At 73.1% G+C, this 24,626-nt stretch carries 15 protein-coding genes and 9 pseudogenes; 9 read left to right on the forward strand and 15 right to left on the reverse strand.

Annotation, left to right across the window (positions count from 1 at the left end; all coding sequences use genetic code 11):
* Nucleotides 1–11 precede the first annotated feature (11 nt).
* Complete coding sequence (locus tag ACZ411_RS10105) at nucleotides 12–479, forward strand: YybH family protein (RefSeq protein WP_464170361.1); 468 nt, start codon at nucleotides 12–14, stop codon at nucleotides 477–479.
* 73 nt (nucleotides 480–552) lie between these two features.
* On the opposite strand, the gene ACZ411_RS10110 is transcribed toward ACZ411_RS10105, so the two are convergent.
* The 5 genes and pseudogenes from ACZ411_RS10110 to ACZ411_RS10130 all read right to left on the reverse strand — a co-directional run bounded on the left by ACZ411_RS10110 (nucleotide 553) and on the right by ACZ411_RS10130 (nucleotide 6,845).
* The gene (locus ACZ411_RS10110; protein WP_464170363.1) at nucleotides 553–1,098 is read right to left on the reverse strand and encodes a class I SAM-dependent methyltransferase; all 546 of its coding nucleotides are present in this window, start codon (nucleotides 1,096–1,098) and stop codon (nucleotides 553–555) included.
* A gap of 680 nt (nucleotides 1,099–1,778) precedes the next feature.
* Nucleotides 1,779–3,020: a YyaL domain-containing protein gene (locus ACZ411_RS10115; protein ID WP_464170365.1), complete on the reverse strand. Its 1,242-nt coding sequence runs from the start codon at nucleotides 3,018–3,020 to the stop codon at nucleotides 1,779–1,781.
* Nucleotides 2,956–3,744 carry a thioredoxin domain-containing protein gene (locus ACZ411_RS10120; protein ID WP_464170367.1) on the reverse strand — a complete coding sequence of 263 codons (789 nt, stop codon included), beginning with the start codon at nucleotides 3,742–3,744 and terminating at the stop codon, nucleotides 2,956–2,958. The genes ACZ411_RS10115 and ACZ411_RS10120 overlap by 65 nt, the downstream gene beginning before the upstream one ends.
* A gap of 38 nt (nucleotides 3,745–3,782) precedes the next feature.
* Nucleotides 3,783–4,956: pseudogene (locus tag ACZ411_RS10125) on the reverse strand (magnesium and cobalt transport protein CorA).
* Nucleotides 4,957–5,060: 104 nt separating this feature from the next.
* Nucleotides 5,061–6,845: a flavin-containing monooxygenase gene (locus ACZ411_RS10130; RefSeq protein ID WP_464170369.1), complete on the reverse strand. Its 1,785-nt coding sequence runs from the start codon at nucleotides 6,843–6,845 to the stop codon at nucleotides 5,061–5,063.
* A 368-nt stretch (nucleotides 6,846–7,213) separates the two neighbouring features.
* Between ACZ411_RS10130 and ACZ411_RS10135 the strand changes: the two genes are divergently transcribed.
* Nucleotides 7,214–7,552: a hypothetical protein gene (locus tag ACZ411_RS10135; protein WP_464170539.1), complete on the forward strand. Its 339-nt coding sequence runs from the start codon at nucleotides 7,214–7,216 to the stop codon at nucleotides 7,550–7,552.
* Here the strand turns inward: ACZ411_RS10135 and ACZ411_RS10140 are convergent.
* From ACZ411_RS10140 to ACZ411_RS10155, 4 genes and pseudogenes are all read right to left on the reverse strand, one after another.
* The gene (locus ACZ411_RS10140; protein WP_464170371.1) at nucleotides 7,494–8,297 is read right to left on the reverse strand and encodes an aldo/keto reductase; all 804 of its coding nucleotides are present in this window, start codon (nucleotides 8,295–8,297) and stop codon (nucleotides 7,494–7,496) included. The genes ACZ411_RS10135 and ACZ411_RS10140 overlap by 59 nt on opposite strands.
* Nucleotides 8,298–8,505: 208 nt before the next feature.
* Nucleotides 8,506–8,613: pseudogene (locus ACZ411_RS10145) on the reverse strand (hypothetical protein); the annotation flags it as partial.
* Nucleotides 8,614–8,869: 256 nt separating this feature from the next.
* Nucleotides 8,870–9,620: pseudogene (locus ACZ411_RS10150) on the reverse strand (AMP-binding protein); the annotation flags it as partial.
* A gap of 88 nt (nucleotides 9,621–9,708) precedes the next feature.
* Nucleotides 9,709–9,927: pseudogene (locus ACZ411_RS10155) on the reverse strand (AMP-binding protein); the annotation flags it as partial.
* Between the two features lie 251 nt (nucleotides 9,928–10,178).
* Here ACZ411_RS10155 and ACZ411_RS10160 point away from each other — a divergent pair.
* The 5 genes and pseudogenes from ACZ411_RS10160 to ACZ411_RS10180 form a co-directional block, all read left to right on the forward strand.
* A pseudogene (locus ACZ411_RS10160) lies at nucleotides 10,179–10,475 on the forward strand (hypothetical protein); the annotation flags it as partial.
* A 293-nt stretch (nucleotides 10,476–10,768) separates the two neighbouring features.
* Nucleotides 10,769–11,605: pseudogene (locus tag ACZ411_RS10165) on the forward strand (helicase-related protein); the annotation flags it as partial.
* Nucleotides 11,606–11,924: 319 nt separating this feature from the next.
* Nucleotides 11,925–13,169 (forward strand): DUF3418 domain-containing protein, encoded by a 1,245-nt coding sequence (locus ACZ411_RS10170; RefSeq protein ID WP_464170541.1) that lies wholly within the window; start codon nucleotides 11,925–11,927, stop codon nucleotides 13,167–13,169.
* On the forward strand, nucleotides 13,166–14,959 hold the full coding sequence (locus ACZ411_RS10175) for a PP2C family protein-serine/threonine phosphatase (protein WP_464170543.1): 1,794 nt from the start codon (nucleotides 13,166–13,168) through the stop codon (nucleotides 14,957–14,959). Before ACZ411_RS10170 ends, ACZ411_RS10175 begins: the two co-directional genes overlap by 4 nt.
* A complete protein-coding gene (locus ACZ411_RS10180) occupies nucleotides 14,884–15,252 on the forward strand; it encodes a PP2C family protein-serine/threonine phosphatase (RefSeq protein ID WP_464170373.1) in 369 nt (122 codons plus the stop codon). The genes ACZ411_RS10175 and ACZ411_RS10180 overlap by 76 nt, the downstream gene beginning before the upstream one ends.
* On the opposite strand, the pseudogene ACZ411_RS10185 reads toward ACZ411_RS10180, so the two are convergent.
* The 5 genes and pseudogenes from ACZ411_RS10185 to ACZ411_RS10205 all read right to left on the reverse strand — a co-directional run bounded on the left by ACZ411_RS10185 (nucleotide 15,253) and on the right by ACZ411_RS10205 (nucleotide 21,319).
* A pseudogene (locus ACZ411_RS10185) lies at nucleotides 15,253–16,105 on the reverse strand (sulfurtransferase).
* A 246-nt stretch (nucleotides 16,106–16,351) separates the two neighbouring features.
* Nucleotides 16,352–16,699 (reverse strand): annotated as a pseudogene (locus ACZ411_RS10190) (hypothetical protein); the annotation flags it as partial.
* A gap of 207 nt (nucleotides 16,700–16,906) precedes the next feature.
* Nucleotides 16,907–17,443 (reverse strand): GNAT family N-acetyltransferase, encoded by a 537-nt coding sequence (locus tag ACZ411_RS10195; protein WP_464170375.1) that lies wholly within the window; start codon nucleotides 17,441–17,443, stop codon nucleotides 16,907–16,909.
* Nucleotides 17,444–17,648: 205 nt separating this feature from the next.
* Nucleotides 17,649–18,648, reverse strand: a pseudogene (locus tag ACZ411_RS10200) (ribonucleotide-diphosphate reductase subunit beta).
* Between the two features lie 85 nt (nucleotides 18,649–18,733).
* Nucleotides 18,734–21,319 carry a ribonucleoside-diphosphate reductase subunit alpha gene (locus ACZ411_RS10205; protein WP_464170376.1) on the reverse strand — a complete coding sequence of 862 codons (2,586 nt, stop codon included), beginning with the start codon at nucleotides 21,317–21,319 and terminating at the stop codon, nucleotides 18,734–18,736.
* 376 nt (nucleotides 21,320–21,695) lie between these two features.
* Between ACZ411_RS10205 and ACZ411_RS10210 the strand changes: the two genes are divergently transcribed.
* Together ACZ411_RS10210 and ACZ411_RS10215 are read left to right on the forward strand one after the other, a co-directional pair.
* Nucleotides 21,696–22,907 (forward strand): MFS transporter, encoded by a 1,212-nt coding sequence (locus ACZ411_RS10210; RefSeq protein WP_094116476.1) that lies wholly within the window; start codon nucleotides 21,696–21,698, stop codon nucleotides 22,905–22,907.
* A 136-nt stretch (nucleotides 22,908–23,043) separates the two neighbouring features.
* The gene (locus tag ACZ411_RS10215) at nucleotides 23,044–23,514 is read left to right on the forward strand and encodes a hypothetical protein (RefSeq protein WP_104291320.1); all 471 of its coding nucleotides are present in this window, start codon (nucleotides 23,044–23,046) and stop codon (nucleotides 23,512–23,514) included.
* 65 nt (nucleotides 23,515–23,579) lie between these two features.
* Here the strand turns inward: ACZ411_RS10215 and ACZ411_RS10220 are convergent, their stop codons facing one another.
* Entirely contained in the window at nucleotides 23,580–24,572 is a 993-nt protein-coding gene (locus ACZ411_RS10220; RefSeq protein ID WP_104291321.1) for an aldo/keto reductase, read from the reverse strand.
* Nucleotides 24,573–24,626 lie beyond the last annotated feature (54 nt).

Below are 24,626 nucleotides of genomic sequence, written 5' to 3' on the forward strand. Positions count from 1 at the left end.
AGGCTCGCACGATGACCTCCCTCCTCGACCAGCCCGCCTGGCACCATCCGACGACGAGGTCCGTGCGCGGCATCGGCCGGCCGGAGGTGCAGCGGTGGCTCGACGCGTACGTGGCCGCGTGGCAGTCGTACGAGCCGGACGACATCGCCGCGCTGTGGTCCGAGGGCGCCGTGTGGCACTACCCGTTCGGGATCCGCGCGACGGGCCGCGACGCGATCGTCGCGGAGTGGATGGCCGAGCGCGACGCGTTCGTCGGGGAGCGGTTCGACGCGCGGTACCACCCGGTGGTCCTCGACGGCGACACGGCCGTCACGCACGGGCGCACCGTCTTCCTCGCGGACGAGGGCGACGAGGTCGTCACAGCGTACGACAACATCTGGTTCCTCCGCTTCGACGCCGACGGGCGCTGCTCCGAGTTCCACGAGTGGTACGCGGGCCGACCGGAGGACGAGCCGGACCGGGCGATCCCGCAGCACTGAGCCGAGCGGCCTCGAGGTCCGGCGGAGCCCCGCGAGCGGACGGCCTGCCGGACGGGGCGGCGGAGCCCGCGCCCTAGCGGCCGCGGACGCGTCGAGCCGAGATCGCCGCGTGCGGACGGGATCCCGCGCCGGAGCCGGTGCGGGTGTGCGTCTCGACGACCTCGAAGCCCGCCGCGACCAGCTCGTGCGCGAGCAGATCCGTCGGCCACCGGTAGGCGGTGACCACCGCGTGGTCGAACGCCTCGAGACGGGCACCGGGGAAGAAGCCCACGAGGAGCCGTCCGTCCGGGCGGAGCACGCGGGCGAACTCGTCGAGGGCGCGTCGGATGGTCGACGGCTCGTGGTGGATGAGGGAGTACCAGGACAGGACTCCCCCGTACGCGTCCGCCGCGTCGGGCAGGGCGTCGATGCTGCCGGTCACGAAGGGCACCGCGGGGTAGGCGGCGCGCGCGTGGTCGACGAAGGCGGCCACCTGGTCGATCCCGCGGACGTCGATCCCCTGACGCGCGAGGTGGTCGGTCCAGTGCCCGGGACCGCAGCCCGCGTCGAGCACGGGACCCGTGACGCCCGCCGCCCATGTCGTCACGAGCTCGGCGTCGGACGGGTGCACGGCGGCCATGGATCCGAGCAGCTCCGCGTACTCCGCGGCCCGGTCCGCGTACGAGCCGAGCCACGTCGGCTGCCCGGCGAGGTGCCGGGGAGGCGTCGTCCAGGCCGAAGTGCCGCAGCACGCGCCGGGCGACCTCCGCCGGGGTGCTGTCGTCCGCGTCGATGACCGCCTCGTCGAGATCCACCCGCGCCTGCCGGTCCGCGAGCTCCGCGTGCCGCTCCAGGTGCCATGCCAGGTCCTCCGCCCGGTCGGGGTCGTAGCGTCGACGCAGCCGCGCCTCGAGGGCCCGTGGCCGGGCCACGAGGCGGACCGACCGGACCGGCATCCCGACGGCGCGCGCATAGCGGGCCGCGTCGGATGCGCTCGCGATGACGCCGCTGAGGACCAGCTGCCGCGGGCCGACGGAGCGGTAGGCCGCCCAGACGGCGGCGATGGCCCGCGCCTCGACGAGGGTGTTGCCCGGGTCATCGTCGGCGACCGGCCACGACCGGTGGAACCAGTCGACGTCCATGAGGCTGAAGGGGCGCCCGCGGGCGGCGAGGAGGTTCCCGACGTGGTCGAGCACGGTCGTCTTGCCCACGCCGTACGAGCCGTTGAGGAAGATCGCGTACTCCGGGTGCTCGGCCACCCTCCGACCCTAGGCCGCGACGCGCAGCCCGCCGTTCGGTGCGCGTCCCGGCATCGCGGCGTCAGCCGGGGAGCGCCCCCGCGAGCTGGGCGCGGAGCGCATCCGCGTCGGTGACGGGGAGGCGGCAGACGAACGCGGCGCAGAGGTACGCGGTGGGGCCGGCGGCGGCCGTCCGGTCGGCGAGCAGTTCGAAGCCCGCCTCCGCCCACGCACGCGCCACGGACTCCGTCACGACCAGCGCCACGTCCGGCGGGCGGATGCGGCCGCGCGCGATCGCGGCGAGCGCGTCGTCGTCGGCACCGGCGTCGTCGGCGGCACCGGCCGCGTCGGGGGCATCGGACGCGTCGGGCAGCACCACGACGAGCTGGCGGGCGGCCCGGTCGACGGCGACCGCCTGCTCGAGCGCGCCGCCGAACGCGATCGGCCGCGTCGCACCGGCCGCCGCGACGGTCGCGAGCGCGTCGCGCGCCGCGTCGTCGTAGCGGGGATCCGCGGTCAGCTGCCCCAGCACGCGCGCGGCCGAGGCGGCCGCGGTGAGCCCGGAGGGGTACGCGCCCTCGGACGGATCCGACGCGAGGTCGAGGCCGAATCCGGCGAGCACCGGATCCGCGCCCGTCGGCACCCGGAACCCGGCGCTCCCGCCGCCGCCCGCGTCCGATCCCGCGTCCGCGCCCTCCGCCGCCGCCGCCGCGATCAGCGCGTCCACGAGGTCCCGCGCCCGCACGGCGTAGCCCGCGTCCCCCGTCGCGAGGGCCAGCGCGAGCAGCCCGTCCGCGAGCATGCCGTGGTCCTCGAGGGTCGCGACCGCGGGCGACACCCGCCCGTCGATGGACGCCCGGACGAGCGACCCGTCCTCCCGCACGTGCTGGTCGAGCAGCATGTCGGCGGCGGCCCGGGCGGCCCGGATCCACGCGGGGCGGCCGAACGCGCGGCCCGACCGGGCGAGCGCGCCGATCGCGAGCCCGTTCCAGCCGGTGAGCACCTTGCCGTCGACCGCGGGCGGCTCCTCGGCGGCGCGGCCCGCGGCGTCGAGCGCGTAGTAGCCGCCCTCGACGCGGCGGCCGGCGACCGTGCTCTCCGAGTCCTGCGCCGACGCGAAGCCGCCCGACGCCCGCCGGAGCGTCCCGGTGAGGAACGCGACGATCCCCGCCGCGACCTCCTCGTCGCCGGCGCGTGCGTACGCGTCGAGGAGGAGCGCGTTGTCGTAGAGCATCCGCTCGTAGTGCGGCTCCGACCAGTCACGGCGCGTCGAGTAGCGGAAGAAGCCGCCCTCGACCGGGTCGCGCAGGTCGGAGCGGGCCATCGCGTCGAGGGTGCGGCGGACGAGCGCGGCCGTCGCCTCGGCGCGGTCCGGCGAGCGCGCCGGAGGTCGCGAGCGTGTCGAGGAGCAGCACCACGGGGGCGACCGGGAACTTGGGCGCGGATCCGAACCCGCCGTGCTCCGTGTCCTCGAAGCCCGCGAGCTCGGCGGCCACGCGGTCGAGGGCGGCGGCGTCCGGGAGGGGCGAGGCGGCGGATCCGCGCGCCGAGGCCTCGCGGATCGCCGCGCTCAGCTGCCCCGCACCGTGCTCCACCTGGTCGCGCCGCGTCGTCCACGCGTCGGCGACCGCGTCCAGCACCTGCCGGAACGACGGGTGGCCGGCCCGCGGCTCGGGCGGCGAGTACGTTCCCGCGTGGAAGGTGCGCCCCTCGGGCGTCGTGAACACGTTGAGCGGCCAGCCCAGCTGGTCGGTGAAGGCCCCCGCCGCGGTGATGAGCGCGGCGTCGACCTCCGGGTGCTCCTCGCGGTCCACCTTGACCGCGACGAAGCCCGCGTTCAGCCGCTCCGCGAGCACCGGGTCGGAGAACGTCTCGCGCGCCATGACGTGGCACCAGTGGCGCGTGGAGTAGCCGACGGAGACGAGCACGGGCACGTCGCGCCGGGCGGCCTCCGCGAACGCCTCCGGGCCCCAGGGGCGCCAGTCGACCGGGTTGTCGGCGTGGCTCAGGAGGTAGGGGCTGACGGCGTCGGCGAGGCGGTTGGTCATGCGTCCACGCTACGCGCGGGCCTCCGGGCGACGGCCGGTCAGATCCAGTCGCGCTTGCGGAAGATGGTGAACAGGACGCCGCTCACGCCCAGCATGAGCAGGAGCGAGACCGGGTAGCCCCAGTCCCAGTGCAGCTCCGGCATCAGGTCGAAGTTCATGCCGTACACGCTCGAGACGAGCGTGGGCGCGAAGAGGATGGCCGCCCAGCCGGAGATCTTGCGGGTCTCGACGCTCTGCCGGTTGCTCGACTCGGACAGCTCCCGCATCTCCTCGTTCTGGCGCTGCCCGACGAGCGTGCTGTTCACGGTGAGGATGTCGCGCAGCAGCACCCGGAACTCCTCGACGCGCTCGTTGACGACGATGACGTGGTCGGCCACGTCCCGGAGCGCCTGCTGCAGGTCCTCGCTCACGCGGTACTTCCCGGATCCCGCCTGCAGCTGCTGCAGCATGCCCGTGAGGGGGCGCACGGCCCGCTGGAAGTCGATGACCTCGCGCGACAGCTCGTAGATGCGGCGGGACACGGCCGGGTCCCCGTCGAAGACCTGGTCCTCGATCTCGTCGATGTCGTTGGCGAGGCCCGTGACCACGGGCGCGTACCCGTCGACGACGGCGTCGAGGATCGCGTAGAGCACCGACTCGGGCCGGTGCGCCAGGAGCTCCGGCCGCTCCTGCATGCGCGTGCGCACGGCGGAGAGGTCGGGCGACTCGGCGGCGCCCGGACCGTGATGACGAAGTTCCGGCCGAGGAACACGTGCAGCTCGCCGAACTCCACCTCCTCGCGGTCGTCCACGTAGCGGGCGGCGCGCGGCGCACGCCGGTGAAGAGGGTGGAGCTGTAGCGCTCGGTCTTCGGGCGCTGGTGCGCCTGCACCGCGTCCTCGACGGCCAGCTCGTGCAGGTCGAACTCCTCGGCGAGCGCCTGCAGCTCCTCGACGGTCGGACGGTAGAGGCCGATCCACGCCATCGCCTCGGGGCGCTCGTCGAGCTCGCGGAAGGTGTCGGCGAGCGTCGCGGGGCTCGCCACGCGGCACCCGTCGACGTAGACGCCGTTGTCGACGAGGCTCGGGCGGCGCGGGCCGTCGTCGGGCTCGCGGTGCTCGGGATCCCGCTCGGCCCGCGCCCGCGAGGTGCCGCCGCCCGCGAGGCCCCCGAGGGGCGCGACGCCTCGGGAGACCACGGACTTGAGGCGCGTGCGGATGCGGTGCTGGGACATGGGCCACACCGTACCGGGCGGAGGTGTCGCGTTCCCGCGCCTAGCGCGACGCCGCGGCGCCCGCGCCCTCCTGCGCGCCGACGAGCACGTCGGCCATGCCCTCCTCACGCCAGGCGCGGAGCAGCCGGTGGAACGCGACGGGTCCCGGGCTGTAGGAGGCGCCCCCGATGGAGCGCGTGCCCTCGCCGTTGTAGTACCCGGGCGTGCACGCCTCCTGGAACGCGCGGGGGTCGGCTGCCGTCTCCCGGATGGTGCGCACCCACGCGTCCTCCGCCTCCGCGGTGGGCTCGATGCGGCGCGCGCCGACGTCGCGGCCCCGGGCGATCATCGCGGCGATGTGCTCCGCCTGCTCCAGCAGGACGTGCACGAAGTTGACCGAGTTGGCGTTCTGGATGCCGCTCAGGTGGAACAGGTTCGGGAAGCCGTGCGACAAGAGGCCGTGCAGCGTGCGCGGCCCCTGGGCCCAGGCCACCGAGGAGCGTGCGGACCGCCCCGCCCGACGAACGGGCAGCGTGCCGGACGGGATCGCCCGAGATCCCCACCTCGAAGCCCGTCGCGAAGACGACGCAGTCCACCTCGTAGGCCGTGTCGCCGACCACGACCGCGGTCTCGGTCATGCGCGTGATGCCGCCCGTGTCCGCCGTGTCCACGAGCCGCACGTTCGGCCGGTTGAAGGTGGGCAGGTACGTGTCGCTGAAGCCCTGGGCGCTTGCACGTGTCAGCGGTGCCCAGGGCTTCAGCGCCTCGGTGGTCGCCTCGTCCTCGACGACCTCGTCGATCCGGGCCCGGATGCGGTCCATGGTGTCGAGGTCGTCGGCAGCTCGTCGCGCAGCTCCCGCTCCTCGGGCGGCACGCTCGTGTCGACGGCGCCGGAGAGGATCTGGCGCTGCAGGGCGACGGTCCTCGTCCAGCCGTCCTGCACGAGGCCCTCCGCCGACGGCTCGCCGGCGAGCGCGGCGAGGAAGTGGTCGATCCGCTCGCGCTGCCACCCGGGGCGGAGCGACGCCGAATCCCACGCGGGATCGGTCGGCCGGTTGTCCCGCACGTCGACCGTGGAGGGCGTGCGCTGGAAGACGATAGAGCTCCCGGGCGTCCTCGCCGACGTGCGGGATGACCTGCAGGCCCGTCGCGCCGGTGCCGACGACCGCCACGCGCTTGTCGGCGAGGCCGGTGAGCCCGCCGTCGGGGGTGCCGCCCGTGTAGCCGTAGTCCCAGCGGCTGGTGTGGAACGTGTGGCCGCGGAATTCCTCCATGCCGGGGATCCCGGGCAGCTTCGGCTGGGTGAGGGTGCCCGAGGAGGTGACCACGAACCGGGCCCGGAAGCGGTCGCCGCGGTCGGTGTCGACGATCCACTCCTCGGCGCCCTCGTCCCACGCGAGGCCGGTGGCCCGGGTCTGCAGGAGCGCGTCGCGGTACAGGTCGAAGCGCCGGGCGATCGCGACGGCGTGCTGCCGGATCTCCTCGCCGGGGGCGTACCGCTCGCCGGGCATCCCGCCGACCTCCTCGAGCAGGGGCAGGTAGACGGAGGCCTCGATGTCGCAGCGGACGCCCGGGTACCGGTTCCAGTACCAGGTGCCGCCCACGTCGCCCGCCTCGTCCATGAGGCGCAGCGACTCCACGCCCGCCTCGCGGAGGCGCGAGGCGGTGAGCAGGCCGCCGAAGCCGGCGCCGATCACGAGCGCCTCGACCCGGTCGGTCACGGGCTCCCGCTCCTCGCGCGGCGTGTACGGGTCCTTCGCGTAGTAGCCGTACTCGCCCCGGGCGCCCCGGTACTGCGTCGCGCCGTCGGGGCGGACCCGGCGGTCGCGCTCGTGGCGGTACCGGGCGCGCGCGGCCTCGAGGCGCCGCTCGTCGGTGGCGGAGATGGCGGCGGGGATGGTGTCGGTCATGGCGTCTCGCTCTCGTCGGGTGGGCCGGCGCGGACGGCGACCCGGGTGGGGCGACGGCGGCGGACCGCGGGCGCCGACACGACTGCGGATCGGTTCTGTTGCTGCGACAGAAGGTTAGCCCGGGGCTGAGGCGCGCCTGCGCTGGGGATCGGCTGGGACCTACGGTGGGGCCATGGATCCCCGCGCCGACGCCCTCGCCGGCATCGAGGCCCTGACCATCGCGATCACCGTGCGCTCCATCCCGCGGGTGCTCGCGCCGCTGCTCACCACGGACCTGACGATCCAGCAGCTGAAGTCCCTTCACCGTGATCGTGACGACCGAGGAGGGCGCGACCGGCGCCGCCCTCGCCCAGTCGTTCGGGGTGTCCATGGCCTCGACCTCGAAGCTCGTCGACCGCCTGGCCGCGTCGGGCCTGGTGATCCGCGCGCCGGATCCGGTCGACCAGCGGGTGCGCCGGATCCACGCCACCGACCTCGGCCGCGCGGTCGTCCGCGAGCTCATGGCCGCCCGCCCCGAGCTCGGCGAGGACGTGCTCGGCGCGCCTGACGCTCGCGGAGCTGCAGGCGCTCCGGACGGGCCTCGGCGCCATCGCCCGCGAGCTGCGGAACGACCGCCGCATCCCCTGACCGGCCGCGGGCGTCCGCCCCCTACGACACCGCGTCCGGGTGGCTGCCGACGCGTCCGCGGGCCGCCTCGAGGGCGGTGATCCCGTCCATCTCGTCGTCGGTGAGCGCGAAGTCGAACACGTCGGCGTTCTCCACGAGCCGCTCGCGGCGCGTGGTCTTGGGGAACACGATCGTGCCCTGCTGCACGTGCCAGCGGAGCACGACCTGCGCGTCCGTCCGCCCGTGGGCGCGGGCGGCGGCGCGCACGACGGGCGCGTCGGCGACGGCTCCGCGGGCCAGCGGGCTCCAGGCCTCGACGGCGATGCCGTGCTCCGCGAGGTACCGCGTCGTCGCGCGCTGCTGGTGCCGCGGGTGCAGCTCGATCTGGTCGACCGCGGGCCGCGGGAGGCCGGCCGCGTCGAGCGCCTCGAGGTGCGGCACGAGGAAGTTGGAGACGCCGATGGAGCGGGTCAGCCCCGCGTCGCGCGCGGCGGCGAGTGCCTCCCAGGTCTCCACGTAGAGGCCGCGCTCGGCGGCCGGCCAGTGGATGAGGTGGAGGTCCACCGCGGCGAGGTCCAGCCGGTCGAGGCTCCGGCGGATGGCGTCGCGCGCGCGCTCCCGCCCGTGGTCGTCGTTCCAGACCTTGGTGGTCACGAACAGCTCGTCGCGCGGGATCCCGGAGGCGCGGATCGCCCGCCCGACGCCCTCCTCGTTGCCGTACATCGCGGCCGTGTCGATGTGCCGGTACCCGACCTCGAGCGCCTCCGACACGACCCGCTCGGCGTCGTCCGCCGGGACCTTGTAGGTGCCGACGCCGAACTGCGGGATGGGCACGCCGTCGCCCATCGGCACCGACGGGACGGGCGTGCGGAGGACGGCGGAGCCCGCGTCGCCCGCTGCCTGCCGCGCCCGGGCCGGCGCCCGCAGCGCCGTGCCCGTCGCTCACGCGCCGAACCGCTCGACGAGCGCCCGCTTGAGGATCTTCCCGCTCGGCCCTGAGCGGCAGCGCCTCGACCACCTCGACCCGCCGCGGGTACTTGTACGACGCGATGCGCTCCCGCATGTACGCGACGACCTCCTCGGCGTCCACGGCCGCGTCCGCCTGCGCGACGATCGCGGCGACGATCTCCTGCCCGTGCTCCTCGTGGGGCACCCCGAACACGGCGCACTGCGCGACGGCGGCGGTGGCGCGCGAGGACCTCCTCGACCTCGCGCGGGTACACGTTGTAGCCGTTCCGCAGGATCATGTCCTTCGTCCGGTCGACGACGCGGATGTACCCGTCGTCGTCGATGGTCCCGAGGTCACCCGTGCGGAACCACCCGTCGACGACCGCGCGCGCCGTGTCCTCCGGGCGGTTCAGGTAGCCGTTCATGAGGTTGTGGCCGCGGATGACGATCTCGCCCATGGTCCCGCGCTCGAGGAGCTCCACACGGTCCTCGTGCTCGGGGTCGGCGATCTCGACCTGCACGCCCCAGATCGGCTTCCCGACCGTGCCCGGCCGCGCGGCCACGCCCACATGGTTGAACGACGCGACGGGCGAGGTCTCCGTGAGGCCGTAGCCCTCGTGCGATCTCGGCCTGGAACTGCTCGCGGAACGCGTCGATGACGGCGACGGGGATGGCGGCGCCTCCCGAGATCGCGTACCGGGGAGGGACGGTCGGGCGGGGTTGCGGCCGGCGGCGGCGAGGAGCGCGAAGTACATCGTCGGGACGCCCATGAACACCTGCGTGTCGTGCTCGACCATGAGCGCGAGCGCGGTGTCGCCGTCGAAGCGCGGCACCATCACGATGGTCGCGCCCGTGCGGAACGACGCGTTCATGGTGCAGGTCTGCCCGAAGGTGTGGAACAGCGGCAGGCAGCCGAGGATCCGGTCCCCCGTGCGGAGGTCGAACGTGCTCGAGCAGCAGCACGTCGACCTGCATGACGAGCGCCAGGTGGCAGCCCTCGGCGCCCTTGGGCTGGCCCGTGGTGCCCGAGGTGTAGAGGATCGTCGCGGTGTCGGACGGACGGCGCGGCACGTAGGTGCGGATGGGCGTCGCGGCCTGCGCGAGCTCCTCGAGCCGGTCGGGCCCGCCCTCGGTCGACGCCGGCACGAGCACGCTGATGACGGGCACCCCGGCGAGCCCGGCGCCCTTCCCGCCCTGCTCGAGCAGGGGTCCGGCGCACACGAGGAGGGCGGATCCGGAGTCGCGCGGCGCCGAAGGCGATCTCCTCCGCCTTGAGCAGCGCGTGCACGGGCACGACCACGCCGCCGAGCGCGAGCACGGCGTAGTAGACCCGCGGGAAGTCGGCCACGTTCGGGATGAGCATGGCCACGCGCGTGCCCTCCCCCACGCCGCGCTCGGCGAGCGCCCCGGCGTAGGCGCGCGTCTCGTCCCACAGCTCGCGGTAGGTGGTCGACACGTCGCCGACGACGACGGCGACCCGGTCGGCGTGCCGTTCGGCGGACTCGGCGAGGATCGCGGCGACGGACACGGGGAGGCGAAGCCGGTATCCGCGTCACCGCGGTCGTGCTCGGGGAGGAGGGGCGCGTCGGAGGTCATGGCGGATCCCGTCGGTCGTCGTCGACTTCGGCGGGCACAGCCCCCCGCGCGCCGAGCGGATCGGCGCCTTCCCCCGACGATAGCCACCGCGGCCGTCCCGCCGGGGTCCCGACGGCCCGCGGATAGGATGGGACCAGCATGGAATTCGGCGTCGCGTACCCGCCGGAGCTCCCCGTCAGCCGGATGCGGGACGAGATCGCCGAGGCGATCCGCGACAACCAGGTGGTCATCGTCGCGGGCGCCGCGGGCTCCGGCAAGACCACCCAGCTGCCGAAGATCTGCCTCGAGCTCGGCCGCGAGAGCATCGGCCACACGCGGCCCCGGCGTCTCGCCGCGCGCACCATCTCGGAGCGCATCGCGGAGGAGCTCGGCGGCGAGGTCGGCCAGCTCGTCGGCTACCAGGTGCGCTTCACCGACAAGGTCTCCGCCGACACCCGCATCAAGCTCATGACGGACGGCATCCTCCTCAACGAGCTGCAGCGCGACCGGCTCCTCCGGAAGTACGACACGATCATCATCGACGAGGCGCACGAGCGCAGCCTCAACATCGACTTCCTGCTCGGCTACCTCAAGCAGCTGCTCCCCGCGCCGGCCCGACCTCAAGCTCATCATCACGTCGGCGACCATCGACCCCGCAGAGCTTCTCGCGGCGCTTCGGCGACGCGCCGATCGTCGAGGTCTCGGGGCGGACGTACCCGGTGGAGATCCGCTACCGCCCGCTGGTCGCGGAGGCGGCGGTCGCGGGCGAGGACGACGACCTCGCCGACGCGCCGATGGAGCGCCCGGCCGACGACCGGCAGGACTACCTGGAGGGCATCAACGCGGCCCTCGACGAGCTCGCCGGCGAGTCCTCCGGCGACGTGCTCGTGTTCCTCAGCGGGGAGAACGAGATCCGCGAGCGCCGAGGACGCGATCCGCAGCAGGAACCTGCCGCACACCGAGGTGCTGCCGCTCTACGGGCGGCTCTCCTCCAGCCGACCAGCGCCGCCGTGTTCCAGCCCTCGACGCAGGCGGGCGTGCGCCGCCGCATCGTGCTCGCGACCAACGTCGCCGAGACGAGCCTCACCGTGCCCGGCATCAAGTACGTGATCGACGCCGGCACCGCGCGCATCTCCCGCTACAGCGTGCGGTCGAAGGTGCAGCGCCTTCCCATCGAGGCCGTGTCGCAGGCGTCGGCGAACCAGCGCTCGGGCCGCTCCGGCCGCACGAGCGACGGCATCGCGATCCGCCTCTACTCGGAGGAGGACTTCCTCCGCCGTCCCGAGTTCACCGAGCCCGAGATCCTCCGGACGAACCTCGCGGCCGTCATCCTGCAGATGGTGTCGCTCGGCCTCGGCGACATCGCCGCGTTCCCGTTCCTCCAGCCGCCGGACTCGCGCGGCATCAAGGACGGCGTCGACCTCCTCACGGAGCTGGGCGCGGTCGTCCGCTCCCCCGACGGCACCCCCGCGCTCACGAAGGTGGGCCGCGACCTGTCGCGCCTGCCCATCGACCCGCGGTTCGCGCGCATGGTCGTCGAGTCCCGCAAGCACGGCGTCAGCCGCGAGGTCATGATCATCGTGGCCGGCCTCACCATCCAGGACGTCCGCGAGCGGCCGCTGGAGAAGCGCCCGCAGGCCGACCAGCAGCACGCGCGGTTCATCGACCCGACCAGCGACTTCATCACCCTCCTCAACCTCTGGAACCACCTGGAGGCCAAGGAGGACGAGCTCTCCTCGAGCGCGTTCCGACGCATGTGCAAGGCCGAGTTCCTCAACTACGTGCGGGTCCGCGAGTGGAAGGACGTGTTCCGGCAGCTCCGGCAGCTGGCCCGTCCGCTCGACCTCGCCATGAACGAGCCGAAGGCCGACCCTGACGGGATCCACCGGTCCCTCCTCGCGGGCCTCCTCTCCCGACATCGGGCTGAAGGACGCGCAGAAGAAGGACTACGTGGGCGCCCGGCAGTCGCGGTTCGTCGTGTTCCCCGGATCCGCGCTCGCCAAGAAGCAGCCGGACGCGATCATGAGCGCCGAGCTCGTGGAGACCAGCCGCCTGTTCGCGCGCACGAACGCCGCCATCGACCCGGCGTGGGCCGAGCCCATCGCGGGCTCGCTGGTGAAGCGCACCCACAGCGAGCCGCACTGGGAGAAGAAGCAGGGCGCGACCGTCGCCTGGGAGCGCGTGACGCTCTACGGCGTGCCCATCGTGCTGAAGCGCCGGGTGCAGTTCTCCCGCATCGACCCGGCGTACGCGCGGGAGCTCTTCATCCGGCACGCGCTCGTCGAGGGCGACTGGGAGTCGCAGCAGGCGTTCGACCGCGCCAACCGCCGCCTCCGCGAGGAGCTCGCCGAGGTGGAGGAGCGCACGCGCCGCCGCGACATCCTCAACGACGACGAGGCCGTGTTCGAGTTCTACGACAAGCGGATCCCGCGCGACGTCGCCTCCACGCGTGCCTTCGAGGGCTGGTGGAGGAAGGCCCGCCAGGAGACGCCCGACCTCCTCACCATGACCGCCGAGGAGCTCCTCGCCGAGGACGCGGTGGACGTCGACGAGGCCGCGTTCCCGCCCACCTGGCAGCAGGGCGACCAGCGCCTGTCCCTCACCTACCGCTTCGAGCCGGGCGCGCCCGACGACGGCGTGACCGTGCAGGTCCCGCTGGCCCTCCTCGCGCGCCTCAGCCCCGCCGGGTTCGACTGGCAGGTCCCGGGCATGCGGCGCGACCTCGTGACCGCCATGATCAAGGCGCTCCCCAAGGCGCTGCGGAAGAACGTGGTGCCCGCCGCCGACTGGGCCGACCGGCTCCTCGAGGGGCTGCCGGAGCCCGACCCGCAGCACCCGGTCGCCTTCACGACCACCATCGCCTCGCTCATCATGCGGAAGGCGCACGTGCGCGTCGCCGACGACGACTTCGACCTCGACCGGATCCCCGCGCACCTCCGCATGGCCTTCCGCGTGGTCGACGAGCGCGGCCGCGAGGTCGCCGCGGGCCGCGACCTCACCGAGCTGCAGGCGCGCCTCTCCAGCCGCGCCCGGGACAGCGTGGCCCGTGCGACCGCGCGACCCGTCGAGCGCGTGGCGGGCGCGAAGGGCCCCGCGCGCGGGATGGAGCGCACCGGCCTCACGACCTGGGACCTCGACGAGCTTCCCGCTTCGTCGACACCGCGCAGGGCGGCACGGGAGACAGCCGGCACGTGATCCGCGCCTACCCCGCGCTCGTCGACGAGGGCTCCACCGTCGCGATCCGCCTCATGGCCACCGCGGAGGACCAGGCCCGAGCGATGCCGGGCGGCGTCCGGCGGCTCCTCGTCCTCGCCATCGCGAACCCCTCGGCCTACGTGAAGCAGCACCTCACGAGCCAGGAGAAGCTGATGCTCGCGACGAGCCCGTACGCGAACGTGCAGGCGCTCTTCGACGATTGCCTGCTCGCCTGCATCGACCAGGTGCTCGAGCGCGTCGCGCCCGGCGGCGCGATCTACTCGAAGGAGCTGTTCGAGACGGCGCGCGATCGCGTCTCGGGCGTCGTCATGGACTCGATGTTCGACACGGTGGCGCTCGTGAACCGGATCCTCACGGGATCCCGCGACGCCGAGCGCGCCATCAAGCAGGCCACGAGCATGCAGCTCATCGGCGCCCTCACCGACGCGCGCGAGCAGCTCGCGGGCCTCGTGCACCCGGGGTTCGTCGTCGGCCACCGGGCTCGCGCGGCTGCAGCGCCTGCCCGCGTACCTGTCAGGGCCTCACGCACCGCGTGCAGCGCCTCCCCGACCAGCCCGCCCCCGCGACCGCGCCTGGATGACCGAGGTGCAGAAGGCCACCGACCTGTACCGGGAGGCCGGCGGCGTCATCCCGTCGGCGCCGCACGCGCCCGAGTCGCTCGTGCACGCCCGGTGGATGCTGGAGGAGCTGCGCCTCAGCCTCTTCGCGCAGCACCTGCCCACGGCGGAGCCCGTGTCGCTGCAGCGGATCCGCAAGGTGCTCGCGAGCTGACCCGGCGCCCCGCATTTCCGCAGGCGCGTAGGATCAGGGCATCGCGCACGACGGGCCGCCGGGCCGGGTGCGCGACGCGCGGATCGGGGGATCCGCGGGTGACGGCACAGGGGGACCGCGTGGACACCGACCTCCGGGAGCAGCAGCGGCTCGAGTCGCTCGAGGCCCTGCACGTCTTCGGCACCGCTCCCGAGACGCGGTTCGACCGCATCACGGTCATGATCGCCGAGTTCTACCGCGTTCCGATGGCCGCGGTCGGCGTCATCGGCGCGCAGTCCATCTGGATGAAGTCCAGCGTCGGCCTGCCCTCCGCCCGCTGGGCCCGGCACGGCACCTTCACCGACGCGGCGCTCGCGGCCGAGGGCGGCATGCTCGTCGTCGAGGACGCCCTCCGCGATCCCCGGCTCGCCGACTCCCCCAGCGTCACCGGCCCGCTCGGGGTCCGCTTCTACGCCGCGCAGCACCTGCGCGCGCCCGACGGCAACGTCATCGGCGTGTTCTTCATCGCCGACACCGCGCCGCGGGCCTTCCTCAGCGCGACCGACCGCGCCCGCCTCGCCCTCATCGGCGACTTCTTCTCCGAGGAGCTCGCCCGGGAGACCGACAGCCAGCGCGCCGTCGAGGTCGCGCGCGCCCTCTCGCCGGTGGCGGCGCCGCACCTCGAGGGCTACGAGGTCGCGGGCACGAGCATCCCCGCCCAGGTCGTGGGCGGCGACGTGCACGACTGGTTCCTCGAGGGCGGCGACCTGCGCCTCACGCTGGCCGACGTCATGGGCAAGGGCGTGGGCGCGGCGATCCTCGCGGCGGGCGTCCGCGCGACAGTCCGCCTGGCCTCCCGCACGCACGGCGTCCGCAGCACCATGGTGCGCGCGCGCCGCGGCCCTCGTGGACGACCTTCTCGACGGCCGGCTCCTTCTCGACGATGTTCCACGCGCGGCTCGCGCTCGCGACCGGGGTCCTCACCTACGTCGACGCCGGGCACGGGCTCTCGCTCGTGATCCGCGCGGACGGCGGCATGCAGCGCCTCCGCGGGCGGCACCTGCCCCTCGGGCTCGAGGCGGAGGACGCCTGGCAGGAGGAGACGGTGCGCCTGGACCCGGGCGACGCGCTCGTGATCTTCAGCGACGGTCTGCTCGACTTCTTCGACGACGAGGAGTCCGCGTACACCTACCTCACGGGCCTCATGGTGCGGCACGGCGACGCCCAGCGCTTCGTGGACGCCCTCGTGAAGCTCGCGCCGGCGGGCCAGCCGGACGACTGCACCGTGATCGCGGTGCGGCGCTCGGCCTGATCAACGGCCGCCGTCCGGCTCCGCGCCGGTCGCCGCGGGCAGCTCGGGCCGGTTCGACCACGCCGACCAGGATCCGGGGTAGAGCGCCGCGTCGATCCCCGCGATGCGGAGCGCCGCCACCTCGAGGGCCGCGCTGACGCCCGACCCGCAGTACACGGCGACCTGCCCCGCGTCCACCGCACCGAGCCGCCCGTACCGCGCCCGCAGCTCCTCCGCCGACCGGAACGCGCCGGTCGCCGTCAGCGCGTCGGAGGACGGCGCGCTGCGGGCGCCCGGGATGTGCCCGGGACGCGGTTGCCCCACGGCTCGACCTCGGCCCGGTACCGCTCCCCGGCGCGGGCGTCGAGGAGGACTCCCTGCGCCGCGACGCGGGCGGCGCCGGCCTCGTCGACCACGGCGAGCAGCCCGCTCGACAGCGTCACGTCGCCGGGCGCGGGCGCCGCCGGGCCGGTGTCGAGCGGCAGGCCGGCAGCGGTCCAGGCGGGGAGCGCCCCGTCGAGCATCCGCACGTCCGCGACGCCCGCGTCGCGCAGCACCCACCACGCCCGCGCGGCCGCGAGGCCGCCACCGCCGTCGTACGCGACCACGACGTCCCCCGTGCGGATGCCCCAGCGCCGGGCCGCGGCCTGCAGGTCCGCGGTGTCCGGCAGCGGGTGCCGCCCCTCCTCGGGAAACGCCGTGCCCGGGACAGCTCGGCGTCGAGGTCGACGTAGACCGCGCCCGGGATGTGCCCCGCCTCGTGCAGCGGCGCGCCGGGAGGTCCCCCGAGCGACCAGCGCGCGTCGAGCACGCGGATGTCGTCACGGGTGCGGAGGGCGTGGTCCAGCTCGGCGGGCGTGATGAGGATGTCCATCCGCCCATGCTCGCAGGCCGCGCTCCCCGTGCCGCGGCCGCAGCGCCGCTCGCCACCCGCCGCCCGCGCCCGCGGCCCGCTGACGTCAGCGGAGGCGGGGCCGGTAGACGAGGTCGAGCGTGCCGCCGTCCAGCACGCGGCTCTCCATGAGCTCGAGCTGGAGGTCCTCGACGCCGCGGAGGATCGGGCTGGTGCCCGTGCGCCCGAGACCACGGGGAATACCGTGAGGTGCAGACGGTCGACGAGGCCGGCCGCCAGGAGCGAGCGGTTGAGCGAGAGGCTGCCCGGCGAACGCAGGGGCAGCGCGGACTCCTCCTTGAGGCGCCGGACGATCCCGACCCCGTCGCCCGCGACGATGGTGGCGTCGGCCCAGCTCGAGCGTGTCGCGGAGGGTGGAGGAGATGACCGTCGCGGGCATGCGCATCGACAGGACGTTCCACTCGGTCGAGCTCGCCGGCGTCCCGCGCGGCGGCGAGGAGCCGCGCGTTCTCGCGGAAGGTGGTGGCCCCGAACACGAGGCGCTGCGCGCCAGCGTGGACGTCGATCCGTCGGGCCAGCAGCTCGGGACCCTGCCTCCCCCAGTACGCGCCCCAATCCGCGCCGGCGGCGTCAGGACCCGTAGCCGTCCACGGTGGAGAAGACGTCCCAGGTGTACTCGGCGGTCATGCGGCCCTCCCGGCCGGGCTGTCCGGGAGCCCTGCCCCAGCATGCGCGCGCCGCCGTCCCGGCGCCAGCCCGGCCGCACGCCAGCCCCGCACGCCGGCCCACGTCGTCGGGGCGGATCCCAGCGGCGCGACCGCGCTAGGCCAGCGGCTTCTCGAAGCAGATCGAGTTCGTGACCGGCAGGTACGGCGGGTACACGTCGATGGGCAGCCAGCCCGCCGTCTCGTAGAGCCGCACGGCGTCGGGCTGCCGGTCGCCCGTCTGCAGGATCAGCCGCCGCGCGCCGCGCTCGCGGGCGACCCGCTCGAGCTCCGCCATGAGCGCACGCGCGAGGCCCGTGCCGCGGTGCGCCGGATCCACGACGACCTTCTTCAGCTCCAGCTCGCCGCCGAGCCGCCGGATGACGCCGTGGGCCGCCGCCTCCCGGTCGTCGCCCTCGGGCACGAGCAGCACGACGGCCTCCACGTCCGCGGGATCGAGCGCGAACGCCACCGCGGCCTTCGCGGGCCAATCCGGGTCGTCGGCGTGCCGGCCCTGGCCGCGGACGTCCATCTCGTCCTCCATGGCGCGCCGGATGCGGGCGCCGCGCGCGTCGTCCCACCCCACGACCCGGGTGACGTAGGCGCGTCCGTCACGGGCGACGTGTCGGCTGGCGGTGTCGTGCGGCTGGTCCATGGGCCCTCTCGATGGTGCAGCGGTGCGTGGTGCGGTGGTGCGGTGGTACGTGGTGCGTGATGCGGTCGCGCGGGTTGCGCTCCCGGTCCGGCGCGCTCCGGCCGGCGCGGGCGGCACGACGCCGCCCGCGCCGGCATCCGGGTGGATGCGCGGCGCGGGCGGCGGCAGGTCGTGCGGTGCTGCGGCGACGCAGCGGCGGTCGGTCCTACTTGGCGCCGACGGTGGCCGACGCGTTGGACTCGTACGACGTGTTGGTCGACTCGAAGAAGTTGACGAGCTGCAGCGTGTCGTTCGCCGTCGCCATCCACTTCGCCGGGTTGGAGACCTTGTACTCGGCCTCGAAGCCGAGCTCCTCGAGGCGGCGGTCGGCCAGGTACTTGACGTACTGGTTGATGTAGTTCGCGTTGAGGCCGAGGATGCCGTTGGGCAGGAGGTCGCGGTTGTACTGCTCCTCCATCTCGACGGCGTCGAGGATCATCTGCTTGATCTCGGCGGCGAACTCCTCCGTCTGCAGGTCGGGGTTCTCCTCCAGCACCGTGAGGATGAGGTTGATCCCGAACTTGAGGTGCAGCGACTCGTCGCGGACGATCCAGTCCATGAGCGAGCCGAAGTTGCGCAGCAGGTTCCGCTGGCGGAACGACAGCGACACCATGAAGCCCGAGTAGAACCAGATGCCCTCGAGGATGACGTTGTACGCGACGAGGTTCCGGACGAAGTCCTTCTTGCCCTCGGTGGTGGTGATGTCGAGGGTCTGCTCGGTCATGCGCTTGATGAACTTGACCCTCGAACTCCTCCTTGCGCGCCATCGACGGGATGTCGACGTGGGAGTTGTAGGCGGCCTCGCGGTCGATCGGGAACGTCTCGAGGACGTACTCGAACGACATGCAGTGGTTCGCCTCCTCCCACATCTGCTTCGCCAGGTGAGAGGTGGCACTCCGGCGCGTTGATGTACGGGTACACGCCGAACGCGAGCGCCTTGTTCACGAGGAGCTCGTTCGGGTTGAAGTAGCTCATCGAGGAGACGTGATCGCGTGGCGCTCCTCGTCCGTCATCTTCTTGAAGTCCGCGATGTCCTCACCGAGCTGGATCTCGTTGGGGAACCACGTGTTCGCGACGGCCTGGTCGTACAGGTCCATGGCCCACTGGTAGTTGACGGGCTTGAGGAGGAGGCCCTCCTGGATTCCCGTGCCGAGGATCTTCGACATGTGCTTCTTCTCTCCGGGTGACGTGCGTGGTGATGCGGGTGGGAGCGGCCGAGTGCGCCGCGACGATGCTGCTAGGTGCTCCTGCCTACTGGCAGGAGTCGCACTGGAGCTCGTCCATGGGGTCCATGGGGACGACGTAGTCGCCGAACGTGTCGTCGTTCATCAGCGTGCACCTCCCACTCCGCCGAAGCCGAAGCCCTTGCGGGGCGCGGGAGCGGCCTGCGGGGCCGGAGCCTCCCGCGGTCGCGGTGGATGCGGGGGACGACGCGGGCGCGGTCAGGCGGGGGCGCCGCCGCCGAATCCGCCGAAGACCCTTGCGCTTGGTGCCGTCGGCGTCCTGCGACTTGTCGACCTTCACGGTGGACTGCTCGGCCGTGCTGTGGCGCGGCTTCATGTGCAGGTAGTACGTGGTCTTGACCCCGCGCTCCCAGCCGGCGAAGTAGATGTCCATCATGTCGCCGAGGTCGCGCGTCTCGAGGTACATGTTGCGGCTGATGGCCTGGTCGATCCACTTCTGCGCGCGGGCCGCGACCTCGAGGAACGCGTACGGCGAGAGCTGGAAGCTCGTGCGGTACGTGGCCTTGACCGAGTCCGGGATGGCCGCGATGCCCTGGATGTCGCCCTGGCTGCGGAGGATGCTCTCGCGCACCGTCTCCCAGAGGCCGAGCTCCTGCAGGTCCTTCACCAGGTTCCGGTTGACCTCGAGGAACTTGCCCGAGGAGGTGGAGCGGCTGAAGATCTGCGAGAACTGCGGGTCGAGGCCGGGCGTGGTGCCGGCGACGAGGCCGATGGACGCGGTGGGCGCGATCGCCATGAGCGTCGCGTTGCGCATGCCGCCCTTGACCTTGGCGCGCAGCGCGTCCCAGTCGAGGCGCGTGGTGCGGTTGACCTTGACGGGGACGCCGCGGTCGGCCTCCATGAGCGCGATGGAGTCGAGCGGCACGAGGCCCTCCGACCAGCGCGAGCCCGCGAAGTTCGGGTACGCGCCGCGGACCTGCGCGAGGTCGGCCGACTCGTCGATGGCCGCGTAGGAGACGTGCTCCATGATCTCGTCGATGAGGTCGTACGACTCCTCCGACTCGTACGAGAAGCCGAGCTTCTCCACGATGTCGGTGAAGCCCATGACGCCGAGGCCCACCGCGCGGTTCTGCTGGTTGGAGAAGTCCGCCTCCTTCACGCTGGAGCGCGTGATGTCGATGAGGTTGTCGAGCTGGCGCACCGCGAGGCGCGCGCTCTGCTCGATCTTGGCGAAGTCGACCTTGCCGTCCTTCAGGTGCTGCGACAGGTTGATCGACGCCAGGTTGCAGACGGAGACGTTGTCCTCGTCCTGCGGCAGCGTGATCTCGGTGCAGAGGTTCGAGAGGTGGATGGTGCCCGTGTTGTTGTTCAGGGCGCGGTTGTTGATCGTGTCCTTCCAGGTCAGCCACGGGTGGCTGGTGGTCTGGAGCGAGATGAGGATCGACTTGAACTGCTCGCGCGCCTTGATGCGCTTGAACATGCGGATGCGCCCGGCCTCGGCCTCGCCGACGTAGAACGCGTAGCGCTCCGAGAAGGCCTTGCCGTAGAGCTCGTTGAGGTCGGAGACCTCCAGCGGGTCGAAGAGGAACCAGTCCTCGTCGTTCTGCACGCGCTTCATGAACTCGTCGCTGATCCACACGGCCGTGTTGGCGGTGCGGGTGCGGCGGTACGGGTCGCCCGAGTTCTGGCGGAGGTCGAGGAACTCGGGGAAGTCGAGGTGCCAGTTCTCCATGTAGAAGCACAGGGCGCCGAACTTCTTGCCGCCGCGGCTGACGGCGCGGAGCACCGAGTCGATGGTGTGCATGAACGGGATCGGGCCCGTGGAGGTGGTGTTGTTCGAGCGGATGGGCGAGCCCTGCGCGCGCAGCTTGGAGACGGAGAGGCCGATGCCGCCCGTGCCCTTGGTGAGCCACATGACATCGCGCGTGGTCTTCGCGATGTGCTCGATGTCGTCCTGCATCTCCATGACGAAGCAGTTCGCGAGCTGCGGGTAGATGGTGCCCGCGTTGACGAGGGTGGAGCCGGCCGCGAGGTACTCGAGCTTCGACATCTTCTCGTAGAAGGCGATGGCGGTGGAGGTCGGGTCCTGCTCGTTGAGCGTGAGGCCCATCGCGATGCGCATCCAGAAGTACTGGGGCACCTCGAGGGCGTCGCCGTTGCGGCCCTTGATGCCGTAGCGGTTGTTCAGCGTCACGACGCCGATGTACTTCAGGAGCTCGTCGTGCGCGGGCTCGAGGGCCTGGGCGAGGCGCTCCAGGTCGAACAGCTGCACGAGGCGGGAGTCGAGGAGCATCTCGTCGACGCCGCGCTGGATGTTGCGGGCGAAGTGCTCCGCGTGGAGGCGCTTGAGCTCCTCGGGCGAGGAGTAGTCGCCGAGGACGCGCTTGTAGATGGTCTTGAGGAGCAGGCGGGCGGCGACGGTGTCGAACGCCGGGTCGTCCTTCACGTTCTGGAGCGCGACCTGGATGACGGCCTCATCCAGCTGCTGCGTGGTGATCCCGTCGAAGAGGGTGATCTCCAGCTCCGACGCGATCTGCGTGACCCAGCCGATGTTCTCGTCGAGGCCCTGCGTGGCGTCCTCGATGGCCAGGTTGATGCGGTTCGCGTCGTACGGCTCCCGCGTGCCGTCGCGCTTCACTACGGTGATGGACACTTCGCTCCTTGTCGTCTTCGTCGTCCGCCCGGATGGGCGCGGACGGTCCTCCGGTCGATGGGGACGCGATGCAGGTGGCACCCGCCGCGCCCCGTGCTGCAGCAGCACTGGTCCTCACCAGGGGAAATGCTCGGCCGGCCCGCGTCCCCCGCTCCGTGGAGTGGGGATCATCTGGGGCCGTCACCGTCCCCATCACTATATATGCGGGCGCCCGGCCATGCCCAACCCCATATGTAGTGGGCGTGTCGTCCACAGGTGTGGACAACTCCGCGGACTTATGCACATGTTCCACAGGCTACGGAGACCTCCTGACATCGCCTCCCGCCGGCTCCCGGGCTACGGGCGGACCCCGCACGGCCGGTAGGATCTGACCCTCGTGAGCACGTACGGAAGCCTCCTCAAGACCCGCGGCGTGGGCCGGATCATCACCGCCCAGCTGGTCGCGCGCTTCCCCGGCGGCATGCTCTCGCTGGCCTTCCTCATGCACGTCGAGCGGATCCACGAGTCGTACGGCGCCGCGGGCCTCGTGCTCGCCGCCACGAGCATCGGCCAGGCCGTCGCCGGCCCGCTCACGAGCCGGTGGATGGGCGTCTGGGGCATGCGCCCCGTCCTCATCCTCACCTCCGCGGTCTGCACGGTCGCCGTCGTCGCCGTCGCGCTCGGCGACGCGGGCACCTCCGTCCCCGCCTTCATGGGGCTCGGCCTCCTCGCGGGGCTCGCGAACCCTCCCGTGCAGCCGGCCGTCCGCACCATCTACCCCAAGATGGTCAACTCCAAGCAGCTCACCCCGCTCTTCTCCCTCGACGCGTCGGCGCAGGAGATCATCTGGGTGCTCGGCCCCGTCATCGCCACGTTCCTCGCCATCCAGGTCGACACGAGCGCCGGCATCCTCGTCGCGGCGGCGTTCCTCGTCGGCGGCGGCGCGTGGTTCATCTCCTCCCCCGAGCTCGGCCGCGTCCGCATCCCGCGCAGCAAGCGCCGCTTCGGCGTGGTCCTCGGCCGCCCGCCCGTGCTCCTCAGCACCGTGGTCGGCTTCCTGCTCATCGCCGCCTGCGCCGCCATCGAGGCCGGCGTCGTCGCGGTGTACGGCCACGGCGGACCGGAGGCCGGCTTCGTCCTCGCGATCTTCGCGGTCGGCTCGCTCATCGGCGGCCTCGCGCTCGGCCACATCCCCATCAGCCCGTGGGCCATGGCCCGCCGCATGACCATCATCCTCGTCGGCACGGCGCTGGCCGCGGTGTGGATGCAGTTCGCCTGGCTCTCCGTCTTCCTCTTCCTGGCGGGCGTCGGCATCGCGCCGGCGCTGGCGGTGCTGTTCGCCGTCGTCTCCTCGTCGGTGCGCTTCAGCGACACGGCCGAGGCGTACGGCTGGGTCGGCACCGGGCAGCTCATCGGCGCGGCGCTCGGCTCGGCCGCGGCCGGCTTCGTCATCGACGCGCAGGGCGCGCAGGGCGCCTTCGTCGTGGCGGCGGCGCTGCTCGCGGTGGGCGCGGCCATCGCCGCCGTCTTCCACCGGCACAGCCCGGACCTCCGCGGCCGTGACGCCGGCCCCATCCCGGACACGGAGCCCGTCCCCGTCATGACGTGACCGCCGGGTCCGCGCGCGGACCCGCATCGGCCGCCCCGCTGCCCCGCCCCACCGCCGAGGGCGTCACCCGGCGAGCGCGCCCCCGAGTTCCCGCCCCCGCGGAAACCGACGCCGTCCGGCTGGATAGTGTGAGGGCATGACCTCTCCGATCCGCCCGCTTCCCACGCGCCGCCTCCGCGCCGGCATCGCCGGGCTGGGGCTCGTCCTCGGCCTCACGCTCGCCGGGTGCAGCTCCCCCGCCGCCGACGACTCCGCGACCCCCACCCCGTCCGCATCCGCCTCCGCCGAGGCCGCGAGCCCCACGCCCGAGGCGACCACCGAGGGCGATGCCGGCTCCGGCGACGCCGCCACCGGATCGCGCGAGGCGATCGCCGCGAAGACCCGGGACATCGCGTGCGGACTCAAGGACAAGTCCACCCTCGAGGAGTCCGACGTGCAGGCGTTCCGCGACCTCGGCACCGAGATCTCCGCCTCCACCGAGAGCGGCGCGGCCGCCGCCGGCCAGCAGATCACCGCCCTCGCCGACCAGATCGCGCCCGGCGTCGGCCAGCCCATCAGCGACGAGCTGAAGACGCAGATGTCGAGCGCCTGCGACTCGCTCCAGTAGCGGATCCGCACGCGGGACGGCCCCGGTCAGCATCGCTGACCGGGGCCGTCGTCCGTCCGGGGCGGCTACCAGCGCGGGTGCACGGCCTCGCGGAAGGAGCGGTCGTAGATGTCGGCCACCTGCCGCTCGAACACCTCGCCGAGCGCAGGAGCGTCGCCGGCCCGCGCGTTCGCCTGCGCCTGCTCCGCGTTCCGGGCACCGGGGATCACGGTGGAGACGCCGTCGCGCTGCACGATCCACGCGAGCGCCACCTGCGCGGGCGTGAGGTCGGGGGCGGCCTCGTGCGCGGCGGCCGCGAACTCGCGGGCGGCGGCCACGCCCTTCTCGTAGTCGACGCCCGAGAACGTCTCGCCCACGTCGAACGCCTCGCCCGACCGGTTGTAGTTCCGGTGGTCGGTCTCGGCGAAGGTCGTGTCCGCCGTGTAGCGCCCGCTGAGCAGGCCCGATGCGAGGGGCACGCGCGCGATGACGCCGACGCCGGCCTCCCGCGCGGCCGGCAGCACGCGGTCCAGCGGCTTCAGCCGGAACGCGTTGAGGATGATCTGCACGCTCGCGACGCCGGGGCGCGCGATGGCGAGGAGCGCCTCGTCCGTCGTCTCCACGCTCACGCCGTAGGAGGCGATGGCCCCGTCGGCGACGAGCTCGTCGAGGGCGTCGTAGACCCGGTCGCTGGAGAACACGGGCGTCGGCGGGCAGTGCAGCTGCACGAGGTCGAGCATGTCGACCCCGAGGTTCCGGCGCGAGCGGTCGGTCCACTCGCGGAAGCGGTCGAGCGTGAAGTTCGCGGGGTCCTGCGCGTCGCGGCGGCCCATCTTGGTCGCGACGGTCACGCCGGCGTCCGGGTGGGCGCGGAGCCACGAGCCGATGATGGTCTCGCTGCGCCCGTCGCCGTAGACGTCGGCGGTGTCGAAGAAGGTGATGCCCGCGTCGGCCGCGGCGTCGAGCACGGCGAGCGCGTCGTCCTCGGCGACGTCACCCCAGTCCCCGCCGAGCTGCCATGTCCCGAGTCCGATGACCGAGACGTTCCGATGGGTCCTGCCGAGGCTTCTCTGCTCCATGCGTCGAGCCTACGCGGGCGGGGCGGGCGACCCGGGCTCCGGGCGTCCCGGTGT

The sequence above is a fragment of the Clavibacter sp. AC415 genome (assembly GCF_979252985.1).